This window comes from Algibacter sp. R77976 (genome assembly GCF_044594645.1).
In the GTDB taxonomy this organism is placed as follows: domain Bacteria; phylum Bacteroidota; class Bacteroidia; order Flavobacteriales; family Flavobacteriaceae; genus Algibacter_B.
The window spans coordinates 3,249,187-3,270,373 of the sequence record NZ_CP138989.1 but is presented as its reverse complement, the minus strand read 5'-3'; the positions used below and the strand labels follow the sequence as shown (position 1 = coordinate 3,270,373).

The following is a 21,187-nucleotide window of genomic DNA, read 5'->3' as shown; positions in this document are numbered from 1 at the left end:
CATTTCATTATTGCTGTGTTAAATAATTAATCATTGTACTTTGCACATAGTAGGTCTTCACAGATTCTATTTGGTTCATTTGAAATTTTAGTTGCAACTCTTGAATATCCAAAACATCATTAAAATCAATCGTTCCTGTTTCGTAGCTTTTGATTAAAATATCTTCTGCATCTTTGGCTTGCTTTAGGTTTTTGGTTTGGGTTGCATAGCTTATTCTTTCTGAAATACGCTCGTTAATCGCCTTGTCTAAAAGTGTTTCCAAATTATTTAAGCGTTCTTGTTTTTGGGCAGTAATTTCTTGTTGTTGCAACTCATTTTGCTTGGTTTGGGATTTATATTTCTTATTGAAAATTGGGATAGATACCGAAACCATTGGCATTACAATATCCTTTCCGTTATCGCTGAAATCCATATTTGGTCTTTCAGAAACATTGATATAATCTAATCCAAAACCAATCATTGGAATGCTTTCTTTTTGATTTAATAATTCTGATTGCTCTATGGATTGATAGAGTTTATCATATTTTAGTAATTCAGGATGTAATGCTAAATTTTCAGAAGTAATATCAAAGTCTTCAGAAGGTATCATTAAACTATCTACCACATTCACGGTAACATCATTATCTCTATTCAATAGATTATTGAAGTTAGTTTGTTCTGCTAAAAATTGTTGTTGCAATACATCTTTTAGTTGTTGCATTTCGTTTTGGCGCATTTGTAAACGCAATACATCTACTGCGGATGCTTTACCAACCTCAACAGATGTTAGTGCTAATGTTTCGTAAGTTTCTAATAGTTTGATGTTTTCAGTTAAAACCTCTTGCTTTGCTTTGTTGGCGTATAGATTATAATAGGATTGTGATACCGAAGCCATTAGTTTTCGCTTTGCGATGACAATGTCTTCGTATTTAGCATCTGCCAATGAACTCACGTAATTTTCTCTCGAAGTAATAGTCCCAAACCACGGTAACATTTGTTTAGCCGATACTTTAAAGCGTTGTGCTCCTGTTCGTGTTTCTGGTTCACTTACAAAATAACCAACTCCAAATTCGGTATTAGGAATAGTATTAACCTCATTTACTTTTTCGGAAGCTCTTTTGTATTGTAACTCGAATTTTTGAATTTCTGGATTGTTTGATTCTGCTTCTTGAATGTAGGATTGAAGCTCTTGTGCTTTCGCGAAAGCGGAAACAAACAAAATGCTGATTATTAGAATTATATTTTTCATTTTGATGTTCTTTTAAGTTGAAATTCGGCTTTCCAGCTGTACAATACTGGTACAACAAACAAAGTGATTAAGGCAATGAGCATTCCGCCAAAACTTGGTATTGCCATAGGAATCATAATATCGCTTCCTCGTCCTGTAGAGGTTAATACTGGTAATAATGCCAAAATGGTAGTAGCAGTAGTCATTAAACAAGGTCTGATACGTTTTTCTCCTGCTTCTACAACAGATGCTCTTACTTCCTTTTTATTATCTGGTATGTTTCTATCGAAAGTTTGCGTTAAATACGTTGCCATAACTACACCATCATCGGTTGCTATACCGAAGAGTGCAATAAACCCAACCCAAACTGCAACACTTAAATTGATTGGGTGCATTTGGAATAAATCGCGTAGGTTTTCACCAGCGACATTGAAGTTTAAAAACCATCCTTGACCATACAACCAAATCATAATAAAACCACCTGCAAATGCTACTGCAATACCTGTAAATACCATTAAGGACGTTCCAACCGAACGAAATTGAAAATACAGAATTAAGAAAATGATTGCCAATGCTAAAGGCACAACAACCGATAAGGTTTTTTCCGCTCTTAATTGATTTTCATAGGTTCCTGTAAATTGATAATTAATCCCTTTTGGGACTACTAATTCGCCACTATCAATCTTTTCTTGAATTAAGGCTTGGGCATTTTCAACCACATTAACTTCTGCAAAACCGTCCATTTTATCAAATAGCACATAGCCAACTAAAAAGGTATCTTCGCTTTTAATGACTTGCGGACCTTGTTCGTATCGGATGGTTGCCAATTCACTTAATGGAATTGGACTACCTTTTTCAACTGGCACATAAATCTGTTGTAAGTCTGTTGGGTTTGCTCGTAATTCTCTTGGGTATCGTACTCGTACACCATATCGCTCTCGACCTTCTACCGTTTGGGTTAAGACCATACCACCAACTGCTACTTTTAATACATCTTGAACATCTTGTATTGAAATACCATAACGTGCAATTTTCTCTCTATCAATATCAATTAACAAATAGGGTTTACCAACAATACGGTCTGCAAAAACAGCTTCTTTTTTAACACCTTCAGCTTCCTTGATGATGTTTTCTAATTGCACACCAAACGCTTCAATCTGCTTTAAGTCTTGACCTTTAACTTTTATTCCCATAGGTGCACGCATACCAGTTTGTAGCATTACTAATCGGGTTTCAATAGGTTGCAATTTTGGTGCAGATGTAACGCCTGGTAGTTTGGTAACTTTAACAATTTCATTCCAAATATCGTCTGGTGATTGTATTTCTGGTCGCCAATTACGGTAGAACTCGCCATTGTCATCTTCTACTAATTGCGACCTTTTGACTGGGCTTAAAGTGACATTGTCAGAATTATTCGGATTAGCGATAAATCGCCCATCTTTCAACTCAAATAAGCCATCATCATTGACTTTATAACGCTGGCGTTCTCCGTTTTCATTCAGCATATATTCAGGTTTATACTGAATAACATTCTCGTACATTGATAATGGCGCTGGGTCTAATGCTGATTCTGTTCTTCCTGCTTTTCCAACTACCGTTTTAATCTCTGGAATACTAGCAACTGCCATATCCAATTGCTGTAAAACCCTTTTATTTTCTTCCACGCCAGAATGAGGCATTGAGGTTGGCATTAATAAAAATGAGCCTTCATTTAATGATGGCATAAACTCTTTGCCTGTATTTTTCATAATGAAAAAACCTGCAATTACAATTGCTGTTGGTACTGATAAAAAGAGCAACTTATTATCTAAACACCACCTTAAAATACGTGTGTAATATTTGATAAATAATGAGAAAACACCTAATAAACCAAAGCAAATAACACTTACAAAAATAAGATTCCAGAAAATGCTTTTATCTACGCCAAGTGGTCTCCAATATTCGGCTAATAAGAATATTATAGCTGATACTGAAATAATGATATTGATAATGTTAGCTTGTTTGTCAGTTAACTTATTTTGAAGATTGAGAAATGCTGTAATCCCAAACGCAATTAAAATTAATCCTAACCAATATCCATAGACTATGGCTACGATTCCCAATGCTATTAAAACACCATTTAAAACATATTTAAAAGTGTTTTTAATGCTTTTCTTTCTGAATAAAAATGCAGCAAACGGTGGAATTAAAAACAATGCTACTATAATGGATGCTGTTAGTGCAAAGGTTTTTGTGAATGCTAATGGTCTGAACAATTTACCTTCAGCGCCAATCATTGTAAATACAGGAATGAAACTTATAATTGTAGTCATTACTGCGGTTACGATTGCACCAGAAACTTCGGCTGTTGCGTTGTAAACTACTGTATTAATGGATTGTGTTCCATCATCTTCATCTAAATGCCGAATGATATTTTCTGATAGTATAACACCAACATCGACCATTGTTCCGATAGCAATTGCAATACCTGATAAAGCGACAATATTAGCATCGACGCCAAAGAGTTTCATTGCAATAAATACCATTAAGACTGCAACTGGTAATAATCCTGAAATCAAGACAGAAGCTCGAAGATTAAACACCATAATGATTATAACCAAAATGGTAATCAATATTTCAAGAGTTAAGGCTTCATTGAGTGTACCTAAAGTTTCTTGTATCAGTTCTGTTCTGTCATAAAAAGGCACTATGGTTACTTGCGATGTTCTTCCATCTGCCAAAACTTTTGAAGGTAATCCTGCGCTTAACTCGTTAATTTTCTCTTTTACATTATTGATGACTTCCATTGGGTTTGCACCATAACGAGCCACAACAACAGCACCAACAACTTCTGCTCCTTCCTTATCTAATAATCCACGTCTTGTTGCAGGACCTAATGAAACTTTACCAATATCCTTTATCCTAATTGAAGTATAATCTTCTGAAGTGACTACTGCATTTTCGATGTCTGAAATGGATTTCACATAACCCAAACCACGAACTAAATATTCGGCTTGGTTAATTTCCAAAGTCTGTGCACCAATGTCTTTATTGCTTTCCTTAACTGCTTTTACAACGTGATGTAATCCAATATTATACTGACGCATTAGTTCTGGATTCACGTCCACTTGATATTCTTGAACATAACCACCAATAGAAGCAACCTCTGAAACACCACTTGCAGAGGACAGCGCATACTTTACATAGTAATCTTGAATACTTCTCAATTCTTGCAAATCCCAACCACCTGTTACATTACCGTTCTCATCACGACCTTCAAGCGTGTACCAAAATATTTGTCCTAATCCTGTGGCATCGGGACCCAATGCAGGATTAACACCTTCGGGTAATAAACCACTTGGCAAGGAATTAAGTTTTTCGAGAATACGACTTCTACTCCAGTAAAATTCGATGTCTTCTTCAAAAATGATATAGATACTTGAAAAACCGAACATAGAGGAACTACGAATGGTTTTTACTCCAGGAATCCCTAACAAGGATGTGGTTAATGGATACGTAATTTGGTCTTCTATATCTTGTGGTGAGCGACCATCCCATTTTGTAAAAACGATTTGTTGGTTTTCGCCTATATCTGGTATGGCATCTACAGCAACTGGATTACTTGGTAAGAAACCAGTATCCCAATTAAAAGGTGCATTAACAGTTCCCCATCCAATAAAAAGGACAAGTAGTAAAACTGCAACGAGTTTGTTTTCTATTAAAAATTTGATGCTTTTATTTAGCATATGATTGATTTTAAACAATTAGACAATAGTGTTGTAAAAACACCGAATACAGTAAATTATCCTTACGACATTGCAGTCATAGGATAAAAGAGTCTATTGTTTAAAAATCAAATTAAGTATGTCTCGTCAATCTTGTAGAGTTGCCTTATGACGAGTGGTGGTTTGTATTCTTCGTAGGTAGATACATTACTGTCTAAACCTTCAAAAAGGTTAATGTAAGTATAAACAAATGAAGCGATGAATACTTGTTGCTCAAACGTGATTTTGTCAACTTGCAATTGTAATTCGTCTTGACCTTCAATTGCTAATTGTTTATCATCACAACAATTTTTCTTGGTAATAGAACATCCTTCGGTTGAAGGCTTTTCCATTTCCATTCCGCACCCTTTGGCCTTCTGAAAAATAGCAGTTTCGACTAAAGTTTCTCCGCAATAATGCATATTCACAGTAAATGACATTGTAGAGAATAACACTACAAAAGCCATTGCTAAAGACATTATTTTATGGAAAAATTGCTTCATACTGTTTGCGAAGTTACGAAATTTTAACAACTATTGATTTTGTTTAACAGAAGTTTAATTGACTAATCTGCTTAATCCCAACTCATTCGTTGTAATCGAACTGCATTTAAAATTGCTAATAATGCTACTCCTACATCTGCAAAAACAGCTTCCCACATTGTGGCTAAACCACCTGCTCCTAAAATCAAGACAATAACTTTAACACCAAATGCTAAAATGATATTCTGCCAAACAATTTTACGTGTAGAACGACTAATCCTAATAGCCCTCACTACTTTTGATGGTTGGTCTGTTTGAATAATGACATCTGCTGTTTCAATAGCTACATCACTACCTAAACCACCCATTGCAATACCAACGTTACTTGCTGCTAAAACAGGTGCGTCGTTTATACCATCACCTATAAAAGCTATTTTGTTTTCAGGATTTTTCTTTAAAATTTCAACTTCGTTTAACTTATCTTCTGGTAATAAACCACCTTTAGCATTTTCAATATTTAGTTCTTTAGCGACTTGTTGAGTAATGGAATCTTTATCACCAGAAAGCATCATAATATTTTTAATGCCTACTTTGTGTAATGCTGTAATAGTTTCTTTTGCATCCTCTTTTAATTCATCTGCTATGACTACATAACCTGCAAATTGATTATCGATTGCAACTAATACTATCGATTCTACAATAGATTCCGTTTCAGATGGAACATTTATATTATTCGCAGTCATTAAGGCTTTATTTCCTACTAAAACTGTTTTATCATTAACAACGCCTTTTAAACCTTTACCTGCAATTTCAGACACTTCGGAAGCTTCATAATCTTCACCTTCTGCTTTATACTCTAAAATGGCTTTTGCAATTGGATGCGTGGATTGCTCTTCCATCGCCATTAAGTATCGCATAAATTCGGTTTCATTCCAACCGATTGCTTTTACTTCTTTAATTTTAAATACACCTTTGGTAACGGTTCCAGTTTTGTCCATTACCAAAGTATTTATCTTGGTCATTGCATCTAAAAATGAAGCACCTTTAAATAATATTCCATTTTTGGAAGCTGCTCCCAATCCACCGAAATATCCTAATGGAATTGAAATCACTAACGCACAAGGACAAGATATTACCAGGAAAATTAATGCTCTGTATAACCAATCTCGAAATACATAATCATCTACAAAAAAGTAAGGTATAAAAGTTACGCCAATAGCTAAAAACACAACAATTGGTGTGTAGATACGAGCAAACTGCCTAATAAATAATTCTGTTTTAGATTTACGTGCTGTAGCATTTTGAACCAAGTCTAATATTCTCGCAATAGAACTATCTTCAAAGGTGTTGGTTACCTCAACTTCAATAACACTTTCCAAATTGATACTACCTGCGTAAACCTTTGCATCTTTCTGAATAGAATCTGGTTTGCTTTCTCCTGTTAAAGCTGCTGTATTTAACGATGCTTTTTCGGATAATAAAATACCATCCAATGGAATTTTTTCACCTACTCGAATTTGTATTTTCTCGCCAATATTTACAGCTTCTGGCGACGCACTTATATAATCACCATCACGAAATACATTAGCTTCTTTTGGTCTAACATCCAATAAGGCTTTAATGTTTCCTTTTGCTCTATTAACTGCTGCGTTTTGAAATAATTCTCCTACTGCATAAAATAGCATTACTGCAACACCTTCAGGATATTCACCAATAATAAACGCACCAATTGTGGCAATAGACATCAAAAAGAACTCGGTAAAAACATCGCCTTTTATAAGGCTTTTCCATCCTTCTTTAATTACAGGAAACCCAACTGGAATATATGCTAAAGTGTACCAAACTACTCTAATCCATCCTTCAAATTGAGGAATCGCATCAAAATAATCTACAGCGATACCTACCATTAACATAACAAAACTTATAATAGCAGGAATGTATGTTTTGAATGCACTTCCATTTCCGTGGTCGTGACCATCATCGTGAGAATGTTGTTCTTCTGAATTTGGTTTTAAATCTCTTAAATTGACTTTCTTTTTTTTCATTTAATATCTAATAATTTTTCAATGTCATTGGGAATAGGCATCCGTTTTAATGGTGGCACGTTTGCTCCACCTGTATTACCAAGTGGAACGTGATTTATAAATGATTTCCAGCCACCCACAAACAACCTAACTATTTGACCTATTACTTCTTTAGTATCTTTTTGTCTAAATCCAAATTTTAGCATTAACCAATGTGAATAGGTATGTTCTATTGGATAAGATTGCCCTATGATATGACTGCGTTCTAAATGATACCAAGCATTGCCAAAATGCTTATTTTCTAAACAGAAACTGTATAGTTTTAATTCTTCGTTATACGCCTGTTTAAGATGTTTAGGTATTTTAGTATTAAACTTCATATCCACTAATTTTGGATAAATGTACTTTAATAGTAAGTGCAATGGAAGTGCAATTATTAGCCACTACACTTATCGCAAATACCTTTTACCACCAAATTTACATTCTCTGACACAAAACCATCAGGTACTTTAATTTGCGGTATTTTATGTTCTGTTAGGCAAATGGTTTCATTGCAATTGTTACAATGGAAATGTAAGTGTAAATCGGTTTTTATATCACAATTACATCCCTTTTCGCATAACGCATATTTTGTTATCCCTGTGCCATCGTCTATTTGATGCACAATATCCTTTTCTTCAAAAGTTTTAATAGTTCTGTACAAGGTAGTTCTATCTGCTTTTTCAAAAGCATTTTCAATATCACTCAATGTTACCGCTATCTCTTTTTCTGCAAGAAACTTATAAATTAACATACGCATTGCTGTAACACGAATATTTTTTGACTCTAATACTTGTTCTATTGTTTCCATATTTAATCGTGGTCTTCGTTTCCAAATGGTTTAATAATAAGACCTACACTAAATATAAAACCATCTGTAGGTGCATAAATCTCTGGAAAAACAGGATTGTCGTGTGGCGGTAAAACTAAAGGTGAAAACCTGCTTTGTCTTCTATCTGTAAAATTCTCAAAATTCACAAATACACTTCCTAATTTAAAATTACGCATCACCAATAAACCCATAGTTACAAAGTCTGTAGTTTCTGTACCATTGGATAAGAATTGTTTTCCTGTATAAAAGGTTTCATAACCAATACGCCATTTTTCAGATTCGTACATTAAAACACTACCTGCGTTATGCTTTGCTGTTAATGGCTTTTGTGGATTGCCAGGTAAATAATTTAGTTTGGTATCAATAAGCGCATAGTTTAAAAACCACCTAAAGTCTTTGTAAGTAAATTTTATATTGGTTTCTGCTCCTTTACTGAATATTTCATCTGATGCATTTTCAAACTGAAATAAACCGTTATCTGTAGAATTTAAAAGTAGTCCATCATTAATAGCAGTCACATAGAATAATTGGTTTATAGAAAAACCAATCTCATCCAATAATCGTGTTTGATAGTTTACATCGAAATTAACACCATATGAACGTTCTGCATCTACTGTTGATTTATCTATAGCAAGCACATTTTCAAAATTGATATATTCGGCTTCCTCTGTAAAAATATCTGGAATCTTATACCCTAAACCTCCACCAATTCTACTTGAAAATCCACTATCATTTTTGTAGAGTAATGAAATTCTTGGAAGTGGAAAGAAACCGAAATCCGTATTATAATCTGCTCTTAATCCTGTTTCTAATATCCAATTATCTGATAAATCATAAATATTATTTGCAAATGCGCCAAAGGTTACATCTTTTTGGTCTCTCTGTAGTGGTGCGTTATCATTTTCATCGAAATTTGAGGTATAAAGATTAGCTCCAACTATCCAATCCGTTTTTTCTGATGCTGTATTATATGTGATTTCAGTAAACGTATTTGTCTGTTTGCCATCAAAATTGAAATCCGGAACGGTTAAATTCCTATCGAAAAAAGAGACACTATTTTTAAACTCTACTGAACTAACGGAATCTAATTGTGTTTGATATACCAATTGACTGCTTAATCGTTTTAAATTGTTTTCTTCTGTATATTGATGAATACCTTCTTCACCACTTTCAATTTTGGTAATATCTCCACCAATTCTATCATCGTACGTTCCGTTTAATCCAAACCAAAGCGTTGTTTTATCTGATGGATAATAAAACAGTTTAGGATTAAAAGAAATTGACGTTGTTTTTGGTAGGTTGCTAAAGCCATCATCTTCTGGGTCGTATGCTTTTTGATAATGACCAGAGCCATAAAGTGAAACACCAAATTTTTCATTTCGTTTGCTATAAAATACATTGGCTGTACTTCCTAACGCTTGTGTCTGCGTGAGCATTATATCTAATGCAGGTTCTTCGTCTGGTGTTTTAGATACCATATTTACTAATCCTGCAATAGCACCTCCACCATAAAGTGTTGATGAACTTCCTTTAATAATCTCAAATTGTTGTAAATCTAAAGGTGGTATTTGTAAAATACTTAATCCACTTGAAAAACCACCATATAATGGAAATCCATCTCTTAAAAGCTGTGTGTATCTACCATCCAATCCTTGAATACGAATATTGGTACTTCCACTACTTAATGATGTTTGTTGCATCTGTATTCCTGTACTTTCACGAAGCACCATAGAAATATTAGTAGGGTTCATTATTGCTTTTTCTCCTAATTCTTCTGCACCTATAAACTCTATACGTGTAGGTATTTTTCGTACTGTTCTTGTGCTTCTTGTAGATTGCAGTACTACAGCATCTAATTGATTACCGCCCTCTTTTAGTTTAAACATTAATTCATTATTACTTGGAATTTGAATTGTTGTCTCAAATGTTTCAAAACCTAAAAAGGAAATTATTATTTGGTGCTGACCGTCTGGTATTTCTGTAAATTCTGCAATACCATCAAAATTAGTTACAGAACCTTTTTCTAATGCTTCAAAGTAAACCGTAGCACCCATTAAAGGCTCGTTTTCCGCTTCTGTTATGACTTTAATTTGTATGTTTGATGTTTGTGCCTGTAACGATAGGCAAAGTATTAATATGAGCTTTATGCTCAATATGTATTTATTCATTGAATTGTATTTGTAATTAACTAAATAATTGATTTAAAATCGATTTGTTTTAGCTTATTACTTGTGGCGGTTGCCAAATGTTGGAAAGGAAGTTAAACCAGTAAATAGGTTGATATGTAGAAATTAACTCCGATGAGATTTCAATATTGAGTTTTAAATCAAATGTCTTGATTGGTTCATAAGTAATTGCCATACCACAACAATTACAAATACAAGTTACAGGACAAGAATCGTCACTATCTTCTTGGTGGTTGTGATTAACACTTATCTCGTCTTGATGCTGGTCTTCAAGATTTTGACCATCAGAACAAGGCTTTGCTGAAAGCAATAGTATGATTAAGGATAATATGATTGTTATAAATTTCACAGTTACAAAGATAAAAATTTAATGATGCAATGGTTGTGCAATTATTTTATTTAAGCCACAACTTTAGCTTTCTCCTTTATAGTTTCAAGATGTTTTGCCATATTACTTTTACACCATTCCTCACGAGCTAATTTAGGTGCGTGACCTATGGCTTTAGATAACTCCTCTGTCATTATAGTTTCAACCACATCTACATATTCTTCTGTTGTAGAAATACTATCGTGTATTGTATATATTGGTGCATCTGGATATTCTATTGATATACGCTTTGCTATAACATTTATCATTAAGTAACTCTCAATACTCTGCAACAATCTTGGAAGTAGTGATTTATCTTTACTCTTAATCTGTCTAAACACCTCATATACGTTTGGGAACATTTCCTTAAATATCTTCTTTGGTTTTGCATCCTCTTGCCCCAAAAACCTATTATCTGTAAATAGCACTTGAAATACTGCTGTTTTTACTTCCTTACGGTTTGAGAATGTTTCCCCTAAACGTAGACTAAATTGTTGTTCTAAAAACTCATAAAGTGTCCCACTCACCACAAGATTTATATACTGACTAAACTCATTATTCATAAGGGTTTTATCAATATCTCCTAACATAATGTAAGAATCAGTATCGTGTACCTTTATGTGAGATATACTCAATCTATCATCAATCTTACCATCAACCTTATAATTATTATCATTTATACTATTAAAAGAATAAAAAGGTCGGTTTTTGGGGTCGTCGAATCTGATTGATAACTCTTTTTGTGTATTTGGCTCATTTTTTTGCTCAATCCAGAACGAGCGACTCAACAATATAGTGCTTAAATAAGGTTGGCTATTTTTAATATCTATCGAAATTAATTTTTGGCCATCATACGTTACTGCATTTCTGATAACGCTTCGCATATTAGTAAGATTGGAATGGAAGCGATATACATTATCATCGTGCAACAAATAATAATCTTTACGGCTTATTTTTTCTACGCTAATTTTTGCGTGATTTAATTGGTCAATAGGTCTTTTATATTTGACTTCGACCTTACCATAGTTATTAAACTTTTTGGATTGCCACAAAGATTTGTTGTCTTTCTTCAACGCATATTCTTCGGCTAAAAAATTATTGACGTAATCAATATCAATTTCTAATTTTTCATCAAACCATTTTGTTAGGTAGTTTAGATGGTTTACTGAAACTGCTCTATTGTTACGTTCAACTTTTAATTTCCTGTGAAATGTTTGGTCGCTAATAGAATGAATAGCTACTTCGCATCTGTATTTTTCAGTAAGTCTAAACCCTTTTGATTTTGAGCCAACAAAGTATTGATTATCTGTTTCTATAATTTTCGCAAAGTTGATAAGATAGTTTAAGTACTCTTTATAGTTTGAGATTTTGTCCTGTAAGATTTTTGCACTTATAGATACAAAGTCATCATACATTAAATCTTTGTTGTAGAGTGTAAGCGCATTTATTAAGTGAATAACATATAATAGCTTATCTCTTTTGTGTTTGTACTTTTTAAAATTAGGTGGGTAATCATAAACAATTTGGTCTATGTCTAAATTCTCTGGTATGTATAATCTCATTAAGCACTCTTGTTTTGGGTTAAAATTCTAACTACATCGTCATACTCATAGTACATTGTTTTACCCATTTTGGTAAAGGGTAGTGTACCATTGATTCGTAAATTTTGCAACGTACCTGGTGAGATATTTAATAGCTCACGTACGTCCGCTGATTTTAACCACTTTTTTTGCTCTGTTTGGCTTCCTAAAATTGTCTTAAGTTCTGTAATGATTTCCTGTTTTAGAGTCTTTAAATCATCCTTTGTAATTACTTCAAATGTCATTCTATATAAAAAATATTAATAGGTATTAACTACCTGATTTCTAACATACAATATACGCCAAAATCACCTTTTATAAATGAAAAGTTATTGACAGTTATTAACGAAATAGGTGAACTTTTTAACAAGAAACCACCTGTATTACAGGCAGTTTCAGGTATAAATCTCTATTTTTAGATTAAATTGTTATTGGGCTATCTTATTGGTGTTTGGTCGAGTATTTTTATCAGCAAACTTTTGTTTCAAAATTGCCATATCATCGCTTACTTTTCTATCCAATATTTTAGCATAGTGCTGTGTCGTTTTAAGTGATTTATGCCCTAACATTTTGCTTACTGATTCCATTGGCACACCGTTAGACAATGTTACAGTAGTTGCAAACGTATGACGAGCTAAATGGGTGGTTAAGTTTTTATTGATACCACACAAGTCTGCTATCTCTTTTAAATAGGCATTAGACTTTTGATTGCTCAATACAGGAAGTAAAACATCTTTTGTAACTGCCTCTGGATGATTCTCATATTTCTTTATAATTTCTAAAGCGGTTGGAAGTAGTGGAATGTTACTGCGTGTATCTGTTTTAGTACGCTTTGTCTTTATCCAATTATCGCCATCAATACCAAATACCAAATTGTCTTTTGAGAGCTTCTTAACGTCGCTGTATGCTAAACCAGTAAAACAGCAGAATATAAAAATGTCTCTTACTTGCTCTAATCTATTGGTGTGTAACTCTTTTTCGAGCATTGTTTGTATTTCTTCTTCTGAAAGAAATTGACGTTCCACTTCTTTTAAACGGACTTTATAATTTAGAAATGGGTCTTTTTTAATCCAATCATTAGCTATTGCTATACGTGCTATCTTTTTAAAATTCTTGATATACTTGATTGTGCTATTATGCCCGCAGTTTCTAACGGTTTTTAAATAGAACTCAAAATCTGTTATATACTTGTGGTCTATTCTGTTTACAGGTATATCACTTACATTGTACTGATGTTGCATAAACTCTTGCAGATGCTTACATACAGTTTTATAGCGTTCTAAAGTTCCTGCTGAAAACTCTCTACCAACTAATTTTTCAACTTGCTTGTTGTGATTATTAAAGATGGTTATGAGTGTTCTTTGTTTTTCCTCAACACCTAAAAACTTGTTTTTAAGGGTTTCGGTTGTAACCTCCTTGTTATCTTGAATTAAGTCTCTTTGGCTTTGATATACTTTTGTAGTAAGTGAATCTAAATAGGCATTTAGTTCTCGTATATCTTCAGTTCTTCCAATAGCTTTATTAGCTTCAACGCTCCATTTCTCAATTTCAATGGTACGTTTTGTACTAATCTCTGTACGCTTACCATCTATGGTAATACGTAGGTAAATAGGGCATTTGCCCTGTGCATCTACTTTACTCTTTTTTAAGTAGAATAATAATCCAAATGTTTTGTTCATTCTGGTGACCTTTAATTATACATTAATTTACAAAATATTGAGGTCTTTTAATTGATATATTATACTGATTTATAAACAGTTATAAACAATTAGGTGACCTAATTAAGGTTATAAAAAGGTCACCTAATAGGTCACCAACAGAATGGTTTTTAATACATATTTTGATGTTTTGGGTAAAATAAAAAGTCCCATAAACATTGAGTTTACAGGACTTTCGTCGATTTTGAATAAATCTTGGCGGAGAATGAGGGATTCGAACCCCCGGAGGTGTGACCCTCAACAGTTTTCAAGACTGCCGCATTCGACCACTCTGCCAATTCTCCTTGAGTGCCTCATCAAGCTATTTGCCTGAATGCGGGTGCAAATATAAGAGCCTTTTTCATTCTATTCAAATAAAAACTTAACTTTTTCAAAATAAATTTCATGTATTTTTCAATGTTCATATTTTATGAACTAATAACCATAAAAAGAAAACAGCAAACCGTATTTTTGCAGAAATAGATTATACCAGAATGGATACCATAAAACAGCTTAAGTGGCGCTATGCCACAAAAAAGTTCGATGCAACAAAAAAGTTGTCAAACGCAAAATTAAATATTATAACAGAAGCTTTTAATCTTACAGCAACATCGTTCGGGTTGCAAACGATAAAGTTAGTAGTAATTGAAGATAAAAAAGTTAGAGAACCGCTAGTAGCATTATCATACAACCAAAAACAAGTTCTCAATGCTTCGCACTTGCTAGTAATTTGTATTCAAAAAGATATTGAAGATAACGATGTAAAAACCTATTACAATAATATAAAACACATTCGTAACACGCCAGAAAGCATATTAAAACCCTATCGAGAAGATTTAATTAATATGATGCAAGTTAAGTCTGTACAAGAACGCCAGCAATGGTCTACCAATCAAGCCTATATCGCACTTGGTAATTTAATGGCGGTTTGTGCCCTAGAAGGTATAGACTCATGCCCAATGGAAGGATTTTTACCATCAGAATACGACAAAATTCTTAAATTAGACCAAAAAGGATTAAAATCGGTACTCCTTTTACCAATTGGGTATCGTGATGAGGACGATATGTTTTCAACATTAAAAAAAGTAAGAAAACCAATTAGCGAAACCATAATAAACATGTAAATAATTTGGGCGTTACCACAAGGGTCGGGCTTTCGGTAGTCGCTTCCCGATAAAAAATCGGGAGAGCTTCAACAAAACCTCAATCCCTAACGCAAAATCAACGTCCCAATCAACATAAAACAAAATACAATATGCCAGGATTTGAATTATTTGGAGATTTAGAAAGAAAACAAGTAAATGATGTTTTAGATAATGGCGTGCTTATGCGCTACGGTTTTGATGGTATGCGTAATGGCCATTGGAAAGCCAAAGAATTAGAAGCAGAACTACAAAACACATTTCAATCCAAACACGTACAACTAGTTTCTAGCGGAACAGCTGCCGTATCAGTAGCATTAGCATCAGCTGGCGTTGGCGCAGGAGATGAGGTTATTATGCCAACATTTACCTTTGTGGCTAGTTTCGAAGCTATTATGATGTTGGGAGCCATTCCTATTCTAGTAGACATAGACGACACCTTATGCTTAAACCCAAAAGCGGTTGAAGCTGCTATAACACCAAAAACAAAGGCCATTATGGTCGTGCAAATGTGTGGTAGTATGGGTAATATGGATGCCTTGCAAACCATTGCAACAAAACACAATATCTTATTAGTAGAAGATGCTTGTCAAGCTATTGGCGGGACTTATAAAGGGAAACCATTAGGAAGCATTGGCGATTTAGGATGTTTCTCATTCGATTTTGTTAAAACCATAACCTGTGGAGAAGGCGGAGCGGTTATAACAAATAATAAAGAGTATTACATAAATGCAGACCATTATAGCGATCATGGCCACGATCATGTTGGTAATGATAGAGGAGCAGAAACACATCCGTTTTTAGGGTATAATTTCAGAATATCAGAATTGCATGCAGCTGTAGGACTAGCGCAAGTAAAACGGTTACCAGAATTTTTAGAAATTCAAAAAAGAAACTTTAATATTCTTCAAGAAGCTTTATCAGAAATTCCAGAAGTTACGTTTAGAACGGTACCCGAAGGCGGTGTAGAAAGTGGTGCATTCTTCAACTTCTTTTTACCAAACTTAGATACAGTAAACAAAGTTTTGCAAGGCTTTAAAGAAAACGGAATAGATGTTTGTTGGAATTATTTTAATAACAACTGGCATTATATAAAAGAATGGAATCACTTAAAAGATTTAAAATCTTTATTTCCAATTTCTAAAGAAGTTACGGATGGTTTAGAATATCTTAAAACCAAAGACTTTTCAAAATCTGATGAATTTATATCAAGAAATATTTCCTGTTTAATAAAATTATCTTGGACAGAGCAGGAGGTAAGAGATCGTGCAGTAAAAATGGTTAAGGTTATTAAAGCTAGTTTTTAATACTTTAAAATAATGCACTATTGTTAATGTAACATCTTCTTGTTACATTGGTTATATTTATAACCGCTTGTTTATTATATAATTGCGTATATTTATTTATAAATTATAAGCTACAATGTGTTACCGTTATTTAATAATTCTATTCCTAATACCTAATTGTTTTTTTGGGCAAAGTTCTAATAAGGAGTTTTTGTCATCAGACCTATTTAATAAATCAAAAACATTTTTTGAAAACGAAAAATATGATAGCGCGTATGTCTCAAGTAAAAAATCATTTCAACTTTTAAAAAATTTAAAAAACGATTCACTCACAATTGCTTCTGCATTATTAGCAGCGCAAAGTAAAGATTTCTTGAAGAAATTAGATTCAACAGATTATATAGGTTATTCTGAACAATTAGCATTAAAAAATAAAGATTGGAAATCTTTAATTGAAATTTATTTCACAAGAGGTAATATTTTTTTCAATCAAAGCGAAGAAGCTATGGCCTTACCCTTTTTTTTAAAAGTTGATTCTATAGCTAAGATTAATAGTTATGATAATTTTACAACCATTCAATCCCTTAATAAAAGAGCTGAAATTTCTAAGTTATCTTTTACTTATGATAGTACTAATTTGGCTTATGATATTGCGCTGCAAGCATTAAAAAGGGCAAAAAAAATTAATTCTCAAGATGCTATTAATTATACTCATGCCCATTTAGCAGATCTTGCTCAGATGAGAAATGAGTATACTGAAGCTATGACTTACACAAATTTAGCTCTTGATTATTATTTAAAAAAAGATAAGCAAAAGTACGTTTCTCGGATGTATTTAATTAAATCGGCTATTTATCTTGAATTAGATAGTATAGATAAAGCAGACGAAACGAGGTATAAGGCTATTCAATATTTATCAGATAAAAATAATGATTACGCCATGGCCAAAGCTAAGTATTATTATGGACATTTTTTAAGATATGATAAGTATGATTATAAGAAAGCCTCGACTTATCTAGAAGAATCTAGAATATTGCTAGAGAAATCAAATCAAGTTGATAATGAAGTGTATCATAGGTGCTTGAGAGATCTTGCTATTTGTTATGATAATTTAGGTAATCATGAAAAATCTAAAAATTATTATAAACAAGCTTATAATCTTAAAATTGAACTTAACAAAAAAGCTAACCGTAACACCTCTAGAAGATTAGAAACCAAATACCAAACCGAAAAGAAAGAACAAGAAATAGCCTTATTAAAATCAGAAAAGGCTTTAAATGAACAAAAACAGAAAAGCCAACGCAATCTATTAGTTGGCGGTTTGTCACTTACTACAATTGCAGGATTGTTTCTTTTCGTGCTTTATAGAAACCGTCAAAAAACAAATATCAAGTTAAAAGAATTAGACTCTGCAAAATCAAACTTCTTTGCAAACATCTCTCACGAGTTTCGAACACCATTGACGTTAATAACTAATCCAATTGATGAAGCTATTGATGATGAATCACTTTCAGATAAAAAGCGAGAGCAATTTGTAATGGCTAAGCGTAATTCCGATAGGTTATTGGGGTTAGTTAATCAATTATTAGACCTTTCAAAAATAGATGCAGGACAATTAAAACTTCATATTCAAAAAGGAAACATTCAAAACCTTATTTCTGGACTTGCCGAATCTTTTATTTATTCTGCAAAACAAAACAATATTGATTATCAACTTCAAATTGAAAAAAGTAATAACGATACTTGGTTTGATAAGGATGCACTAGAAAAAATAACAATAAATTTATTATCTAACGCTATAAAATATACGCCTAATAATGGTACAGTAATTTGTAACGCGTTTATAGAAAACAATATCTGGCAATTTAGTGTAAAAAATATAGGTATTGGATTAACAAAAGAACAGCAGGACACTATTTTTACTCGATTTTATCAAACCGATGAGCGTAATCAAGGTACTGGTATTGGTCTTGCTTTAGTTAAGGAATTGGTGGAGCTTCATAAAGGAACTATAAAAGTAGAAAGTAAACCTAACACATGGATTAACTTCTTAGTAAAATTGCCAGTAGATAAAAACAGTTTTAAAAATGAAGTATTTGTAGAATCATCTGGAATTAATATTGATTACGAACCAACTAAACTAGAAACAGTTAACGTTATAGATGATGTATTTGAAGAGAACGACAAACCAATCCTTTTAATAGTTGAAGACAATGTAGATGTTAGAGTTTTACTTAAACAAACATTTCAAGATTTTTATAATATTATTACTGCCGAAAACGGACAAATAGGTATTGATTTGGCTATTAAGCATGTACCAGATATTATAATATCTGATATTATGATGCCTGTTAAAGATGGTGTCGAGCTTACTAAAACTTTAAAAAATAATGAGCTTACAAGTCATATTCCTGTTGTTTTATTAACCGCAAAAGCAGGCGATAAAAACGAATTAGAAGGTTTAGAAATAGGCGCCGATGACTATATTACAAAACCTTTTAACTCTAAACTTTTAAAAACTAAAGTGTCTAATCTTATAGATATTAGGCGTAAACTTCAAAGTAGATATAGTCAGGAAATAATCTTAACCCCTAAAGATATTGCGGTTACTAATCTAGATGAGCAATTCTTAACTAAGGTTCAAGAAGTTCTAGAAGCAAACCTTGTAGAATCTTCCTTTAATATCGAAAATTTTAGTAAAGCTGTTGGTATGAGCCGGATGCAACTGCATAGAAAAATAAAAGCACTTACTGGTTTATCGGCATCAGAGTTTGTTAGGTCGCAACGTTTAAAACTAGCTGCAGAACTATTAAAAACCTCCGATATAAACATATCTCAAGTTGGGTATTCGGTTGGTTTTAACGATCATTCTTATTTTACAAAATGTTTTAAAGAGGCTTATAACTGTACACCAACCGAGTTTTCTAAAAAACATGAAAGTAAGTAACAGTTTAACAAATACTCATCTTTTTTCTACAAATATTATAAGATACTATTTGCGATTTCTTGAAAATTTATAATGCCATAATTTGGACGTTTGTAAATAAACACACTTAAAACTTCTTTCTTAAGGCAGGCTATTACTGGCTTGTTACATATGTTATATTCATTGTTACATATCTTATATCCAATGGGTTGTAGGTGTTTTACATTTGGAATAATTAGTAGCAATAGTATTTACCTAATTAACAAGTGGCACATAAAAACAAAACGTTTAATGGTAAAATAGAATCTCTCCCAAAGCATAACATATACTTAAATGTAAACCACTTAGATGATGGTACATACATTTTAAAAATTATTCATAAGAATAAAGTTATAAAAGAAATACACTTTAATAAATAGAGAGAAATGAAACAATGTTACACTTTATGGGTTTTTACCTTTTTTTTAGGAATTCTAAATTTTAATGCTCAAGCAGAGTTCAGAAAAGATTCTATTCACCTATTTCAATGGGATAATTATAATAACAATTGGCTACACAATACTAGAGAGTATCTCACTTACGATAATGGCGGTGTTAAAGAAACTAATTTTCGCAGGCAATTTCTAACAGGTGCTAATTGGGTTAATTATTATCAGTTTAATAAAATTTACACGCCAGAAAACCAGTTAGAAAGTAATATACAACAAAACTGGAATAGCCCAAATAGCGGTTGGAATGATAAATATAGGCACGCCTACACCTATGATGATGATGGCAATGAAATTGTACATAAATATGATTTATACTATAGTGAGGCTTGGCAAAATTACCAAAGAGAATTTAAAAGTTATATTGATAATTTTTTAAGTACAACTACCACCGAAGCCTATGATACATCATCTAATATGTTTATCCCACAAGAGCGTACTACTAATAATTATGCAGACAGTTTAGTTGATTACCAAATAGGCGAGGTATATTATCGAGATGTTGCCGTTTGGGAAAATGACGAAAAAATAGATTACACATACAATACGGATAGGCAGTTAACAGATGTTGAGTACTATGGTTATAATTCTAGTACTGGTGAGTTTTCTAGTGCTCCATATAAAAAAACGGCTAACAACTACACTCCAGAGGGACTTATAGAGGAAAGTATAACTCAACTTTGGTTTACGTCTGAATATAGAAACGTAGATCGTTGGTTGTATAGCTATGAAAACGGTAACCAAACCGAATTTATAATACAAGAGTGGAGTAGTAGCGCTGATGTTTGGGAAAATAAGTATAGGCACCTAAAAACCTATGATGCTAACGATAACGAAATAGAATTTATCTACCAAAGTTGGAATACAGATGCAACACCTAATGTTTGGAGAGGGTTTTTACGCATTGTTACTTATTGGTCGCAACCAGAAGTTTTAAGTAGCAATGAATTTCATGAAAACCCCATGGTTCTTATATATCCAAATCCAGCTTCAGAGTTTTTAAATATAAATTCAGACGAAACGGTTAATTCTGTAACACTATTTAATCTTCAAGGGAAACAAATAATGTTTCAAAAAAAACAAACCACACTCAATGTAAGTCAATTAGAATCAGGAATGTATATCGCTAAAATAGATTGTGGTAATCATATAGAAACAAAAAAAGTATTAATTAAAAACTAAAAAAAA

General features: G+C 32.8%; 15 protein-coding genes and 1 tRNA gene. 4 read left to right on the top strand and 12 right to left on the bottom strand.

Annotation, left to right across the window (positions count from 1 at the left end; translation table 11 throughout):
- Positions 1–7: 7 nt before the first annotated feature.
- The 12 genes from SJY43_RS13910 to SJY43_RS13855 form a co-directional block, all read right to left on the bottom strand.
- Positions 8–1,228, bottom strand: coding sequence for a TolC family protein (locus tag SJY43_RS13910; RefSeq protein WP_396601347.1), 1,221 nt, complete (start codon positions 1,226–1,228; stop codon positions 8–10).
- Positions 1,225–4,932, bottom strand: coding sequence for an efflux RND transporter permease subunit (locus SJY43_RS13905; protein WP_396601346.1), 3,708 nt, complete (start codon positions 4,930–4,932; stop codon positions 1,225–1,227). The genes SJY43_RS13910 and SJY43_RS13905 overlap by 4 nt, the downstream gene beginning before the upstream one ends.
- Before the next feature lie 107 nt (positions 4,933–5,039).
- Positions 5,040–5,453, bottom strand: a complete 414-nt coding sequence (locus SJY43_RS13900) for an HYC_CC_PP family protein (RefSeq protein WP_317674610.1) — start codon at positions 5,451–5,453, stop codon at positions 5,040–5,042.
- Positions 5,454–5,524: 71 nt separating this feature from the next.
- Complete coding sequence (locus SJY43_RS13895) at positions 5,525–7,477, bottom strand: heavy metal translocating P-type ATPase (RefSeq protein ID WP_260096178.1); 1,953 nt, start codon at positions 7,475–7,477, stop codon at positions 5,525–5,527.
- A complete protein-coding gene (locus SJY43_RS13890; protein ID WP_079738442.1) occupies positions 7,474–7,836 on the bottom strand; it encodes a DUF3703 domain-containing protein in 363 nt (120 codons plus the stop codon). The genes SJY43_RS13895 and SJY43_RS13890 overlap by 4 nt, the downstream gene beginning before the upstream one ends.
- Positions 7,837–7,892: 56 nt before the next feature.
- Positions 7,893–8,306, bottom strand: a complete 414-nt coding sequence (locus SJY43_RS13885) for a Fur family transcriptional regulator (RefSeq protein ID WP_079738441.1) — start codon at positions 8,304–8,306, stop codon at positions 7,893–7,895.
- 2 nt (positions 8,307–8,308) lie between these two features.
- Entirely contained in the window at positions 8,309–10,495 is a 2,187-nt protein-coding gene (locus SJY43_RS13880; RefSeq protein WP_396601345.1) for a TonB-dependent receptor domain-containing protein, read from the bottom strand.
- A 49-nt stretch (positions 10,496–10,544) separates the two neighbouring features.
- On the bottom strand, positions 10,545–10,862 hold the full coding sequence (locus tag SJY43_RS13875) for a DUF6660 family protein (RefSeq protein WP_396601344.1): 318 nt from the start codon (positions 10,860–10,862) through the stop codon (positions 10,545–10,547).
- A 50-nt stretch (positions 10,863–10,912) separates the two neighbouring features.
- Positions 10,913–12,442: a hypothetical protein gene (locus tag SJY43_RS13870; RefSeq protein ID WP_396601343.1), complete on the bottom strand. Its 1,530-nt coding sequence runs from the start codon at positions 12,440–12,442 to the stop codon at positions 10,913–10,915.
- Entirely contained in the window at positions 12,442–12,705 is a 264-nt protein-coding gene (locus SJY43_RS13865) for a helix-turn-helix domain-containing protein (protein WP_035325026.1), read from the bottom strand. The genes SJY43_RS13870 and SJY43_RS13865 overlap by 1 nt, the downstream gene beginning before the upstream one ends.
- A 183-nt stretch (positions 12,706–12,888) precedes the next feature.
- On the bottom strand, positions 12,889–14,139 hold the full coding sequence (locus tag SJY43_RS13860) for a site-specific integrase (RefSeq protein ID WP_396601342.1): 1,251 nt from the start codon (positions 14,137–14,139) through the stop codon (positions 12,889–12,891).
- 235 nt (positions 14,140–14,374) lie between these two features.
- Positions 14,375–14,462: transfer RNA gene (locus SJY43_RS13855), tRNA-Ser, on the bottom strand.
- A gap of 189 nt (positions 14,463–14,651) precedes the next feature.
- Between SJY43_RS13855 and SJY43_RS13850 the strand changes: the two genes are divergently transcribed.
- The 4 genes from SJY43_RS13850 to SJY43_RS13835 all read left to right on the top strand — a co-directional run bounded on the left by SJY43_RS13850 (position 14,652) and on the right by SJY43_RS13835 (position 21,181).
- Complete coding sequence (locus SJY43_RS13850) at positions 14,652–15,281, top strand: NAD(P)H-dependent oxidoreductase (RefSeq protein ID WP_396601341.1); 630 nt, start codon at positions 14,652–14,654, stop codon at positions 15,279–15,281.
- 131 nt (positions 15,282–15,412) lie between these two features.
- Entirely contained in the window at positions 15,413–16,606 is a 1,194-nt protein-coding gene (locus tag SJY43_RS13845) for a DegT/DnrJ/EryC1/StrS family aminotransferase (RefSeq protein ID WP_396601340.1), read from the top strand.
- Positions 16,607–16,796: 190 nt separating this feature from the next.
- Positions 16,797–19,532, top strand: a complete 2,736-nt coding sequence (locus tag SJY43_RS13840; RefSeq protein WP_396601339.1) for a response regulator — start codon at positions 16,797–16,799, stop codon at positions 19,530–19,532.
- Positions 19,533–19,936: 404 nt separating this feature from the next.
- Positions 19,937–21,181, top strand: coding sequence for a T9SS type A sorting domain-containing protein (locus tag SJY43_RS13835; protein WP_396601338.1), 1,245 nt, complete (start codon positions 19,937–19,939; stop codon positions 21,179–21,181).
- Positions 21,182–21,187 lie beyond the last annotated feature (6 nt).

What these genes read in the sequence shown, in the direction of transcription:
- SJY43_RS13910 (WP_396601347.1), bottom strand. Translation starts at nt 1,228, where the DNA reads ATGAAAAATATAATTCTAATAATCAGCATTTTGTTTGTTTCCGCTTTC.
- SJY43_RS13905 (WP_396601346.1), bottom strand. Translation starts at nt 4,932, where the DNA reads ATGCTAAATAAAAGCATCAAATTTTTAATAGAAAACAAACTCGTTGCA.
- SJY43_RS13900 (WP_317674610.1), bottom strand. Translation starts at nt 5,453, where the DNA reads ATGAAGCAATTTTTCCATAAAATAATGTCTTTAGCAATGGCTTTTGTA.
- SJY43_RS13895 (WP_260096178.1), bottom strand. Translation starts at nt 7,477, where the DNA reads ATGAAAAAAAAGAAAGTCAATTTAAGAGATTTAAAACCAAATTCAGAA.
- SJY43_RS13890 (WP_079738442.1), bottom strand. Translation starts at nt 7,836, where the DNA reads ATGAAGTTTAATACTAAAATACCTAAACATCTTAAACAGGCGTATAAC.
- SJY43_RS13885 (WP_079738441.1), bottom strand. Translation starts at nt 8,306, where the DNA reads ATGGAAACAATAGAACAAGTATTAGAGTCAAAAAATATTCGTGTTACA.
- SJY43_RS13880 (WP_396601345.1), bottom strand. Translation starts at nt 10,495, where the DNA reads ATGAATAAATACATATTGAGCATAAAGCTCATATTAATACTTTGCCTA.
- SJY43_RS13870 (WP_396601343.1), bottom strand. Translation starts at nt 12,442, where the DNA reads ATGAGATTATACATACCAGAGAATTTAGACATAGACCAAATTGTTTAT.
- SJY43_RS13865 (WP_035325026.1), bottom strand. Translation starts at nt 12,705, where the DNA reads ATGACATTTGAAGTAATTACAAAGGATGATTTAAAGACTCTAAAACAG.
- SJY43_RS13860 (WP_396601342.1), bottom strand. Translation starts at nt 14,139, where the DNA reads ATGAACAAAACATTTGGATTATTATTCTACTTAAAAAAGAGTAAAGTA.
- SJY43_RS13850 (WP_396601341.1), top strand. Translation starts at nt 14,652, where the DNA reads ATGGATACCATAAAACAGCTTAAGTGGCGCTATGCCACAAAAAAGTTC.
- SJY43_RS13845 (WP_396601340.1), top strand. Translation starts at nt 15,413, where the DNA reads ATGCCAGGATTTGAATTATTTGGAGATTTAGAAAGAAAACAAGTAAAT.
- SJY43_RS13835 (WP_396601338.1), top strand. Translation starts at nt 19,937, where the DNA reads ATGAAACAATGTTACACTTTATGGGTTTTTACCTTTTTTTTAGGAATT.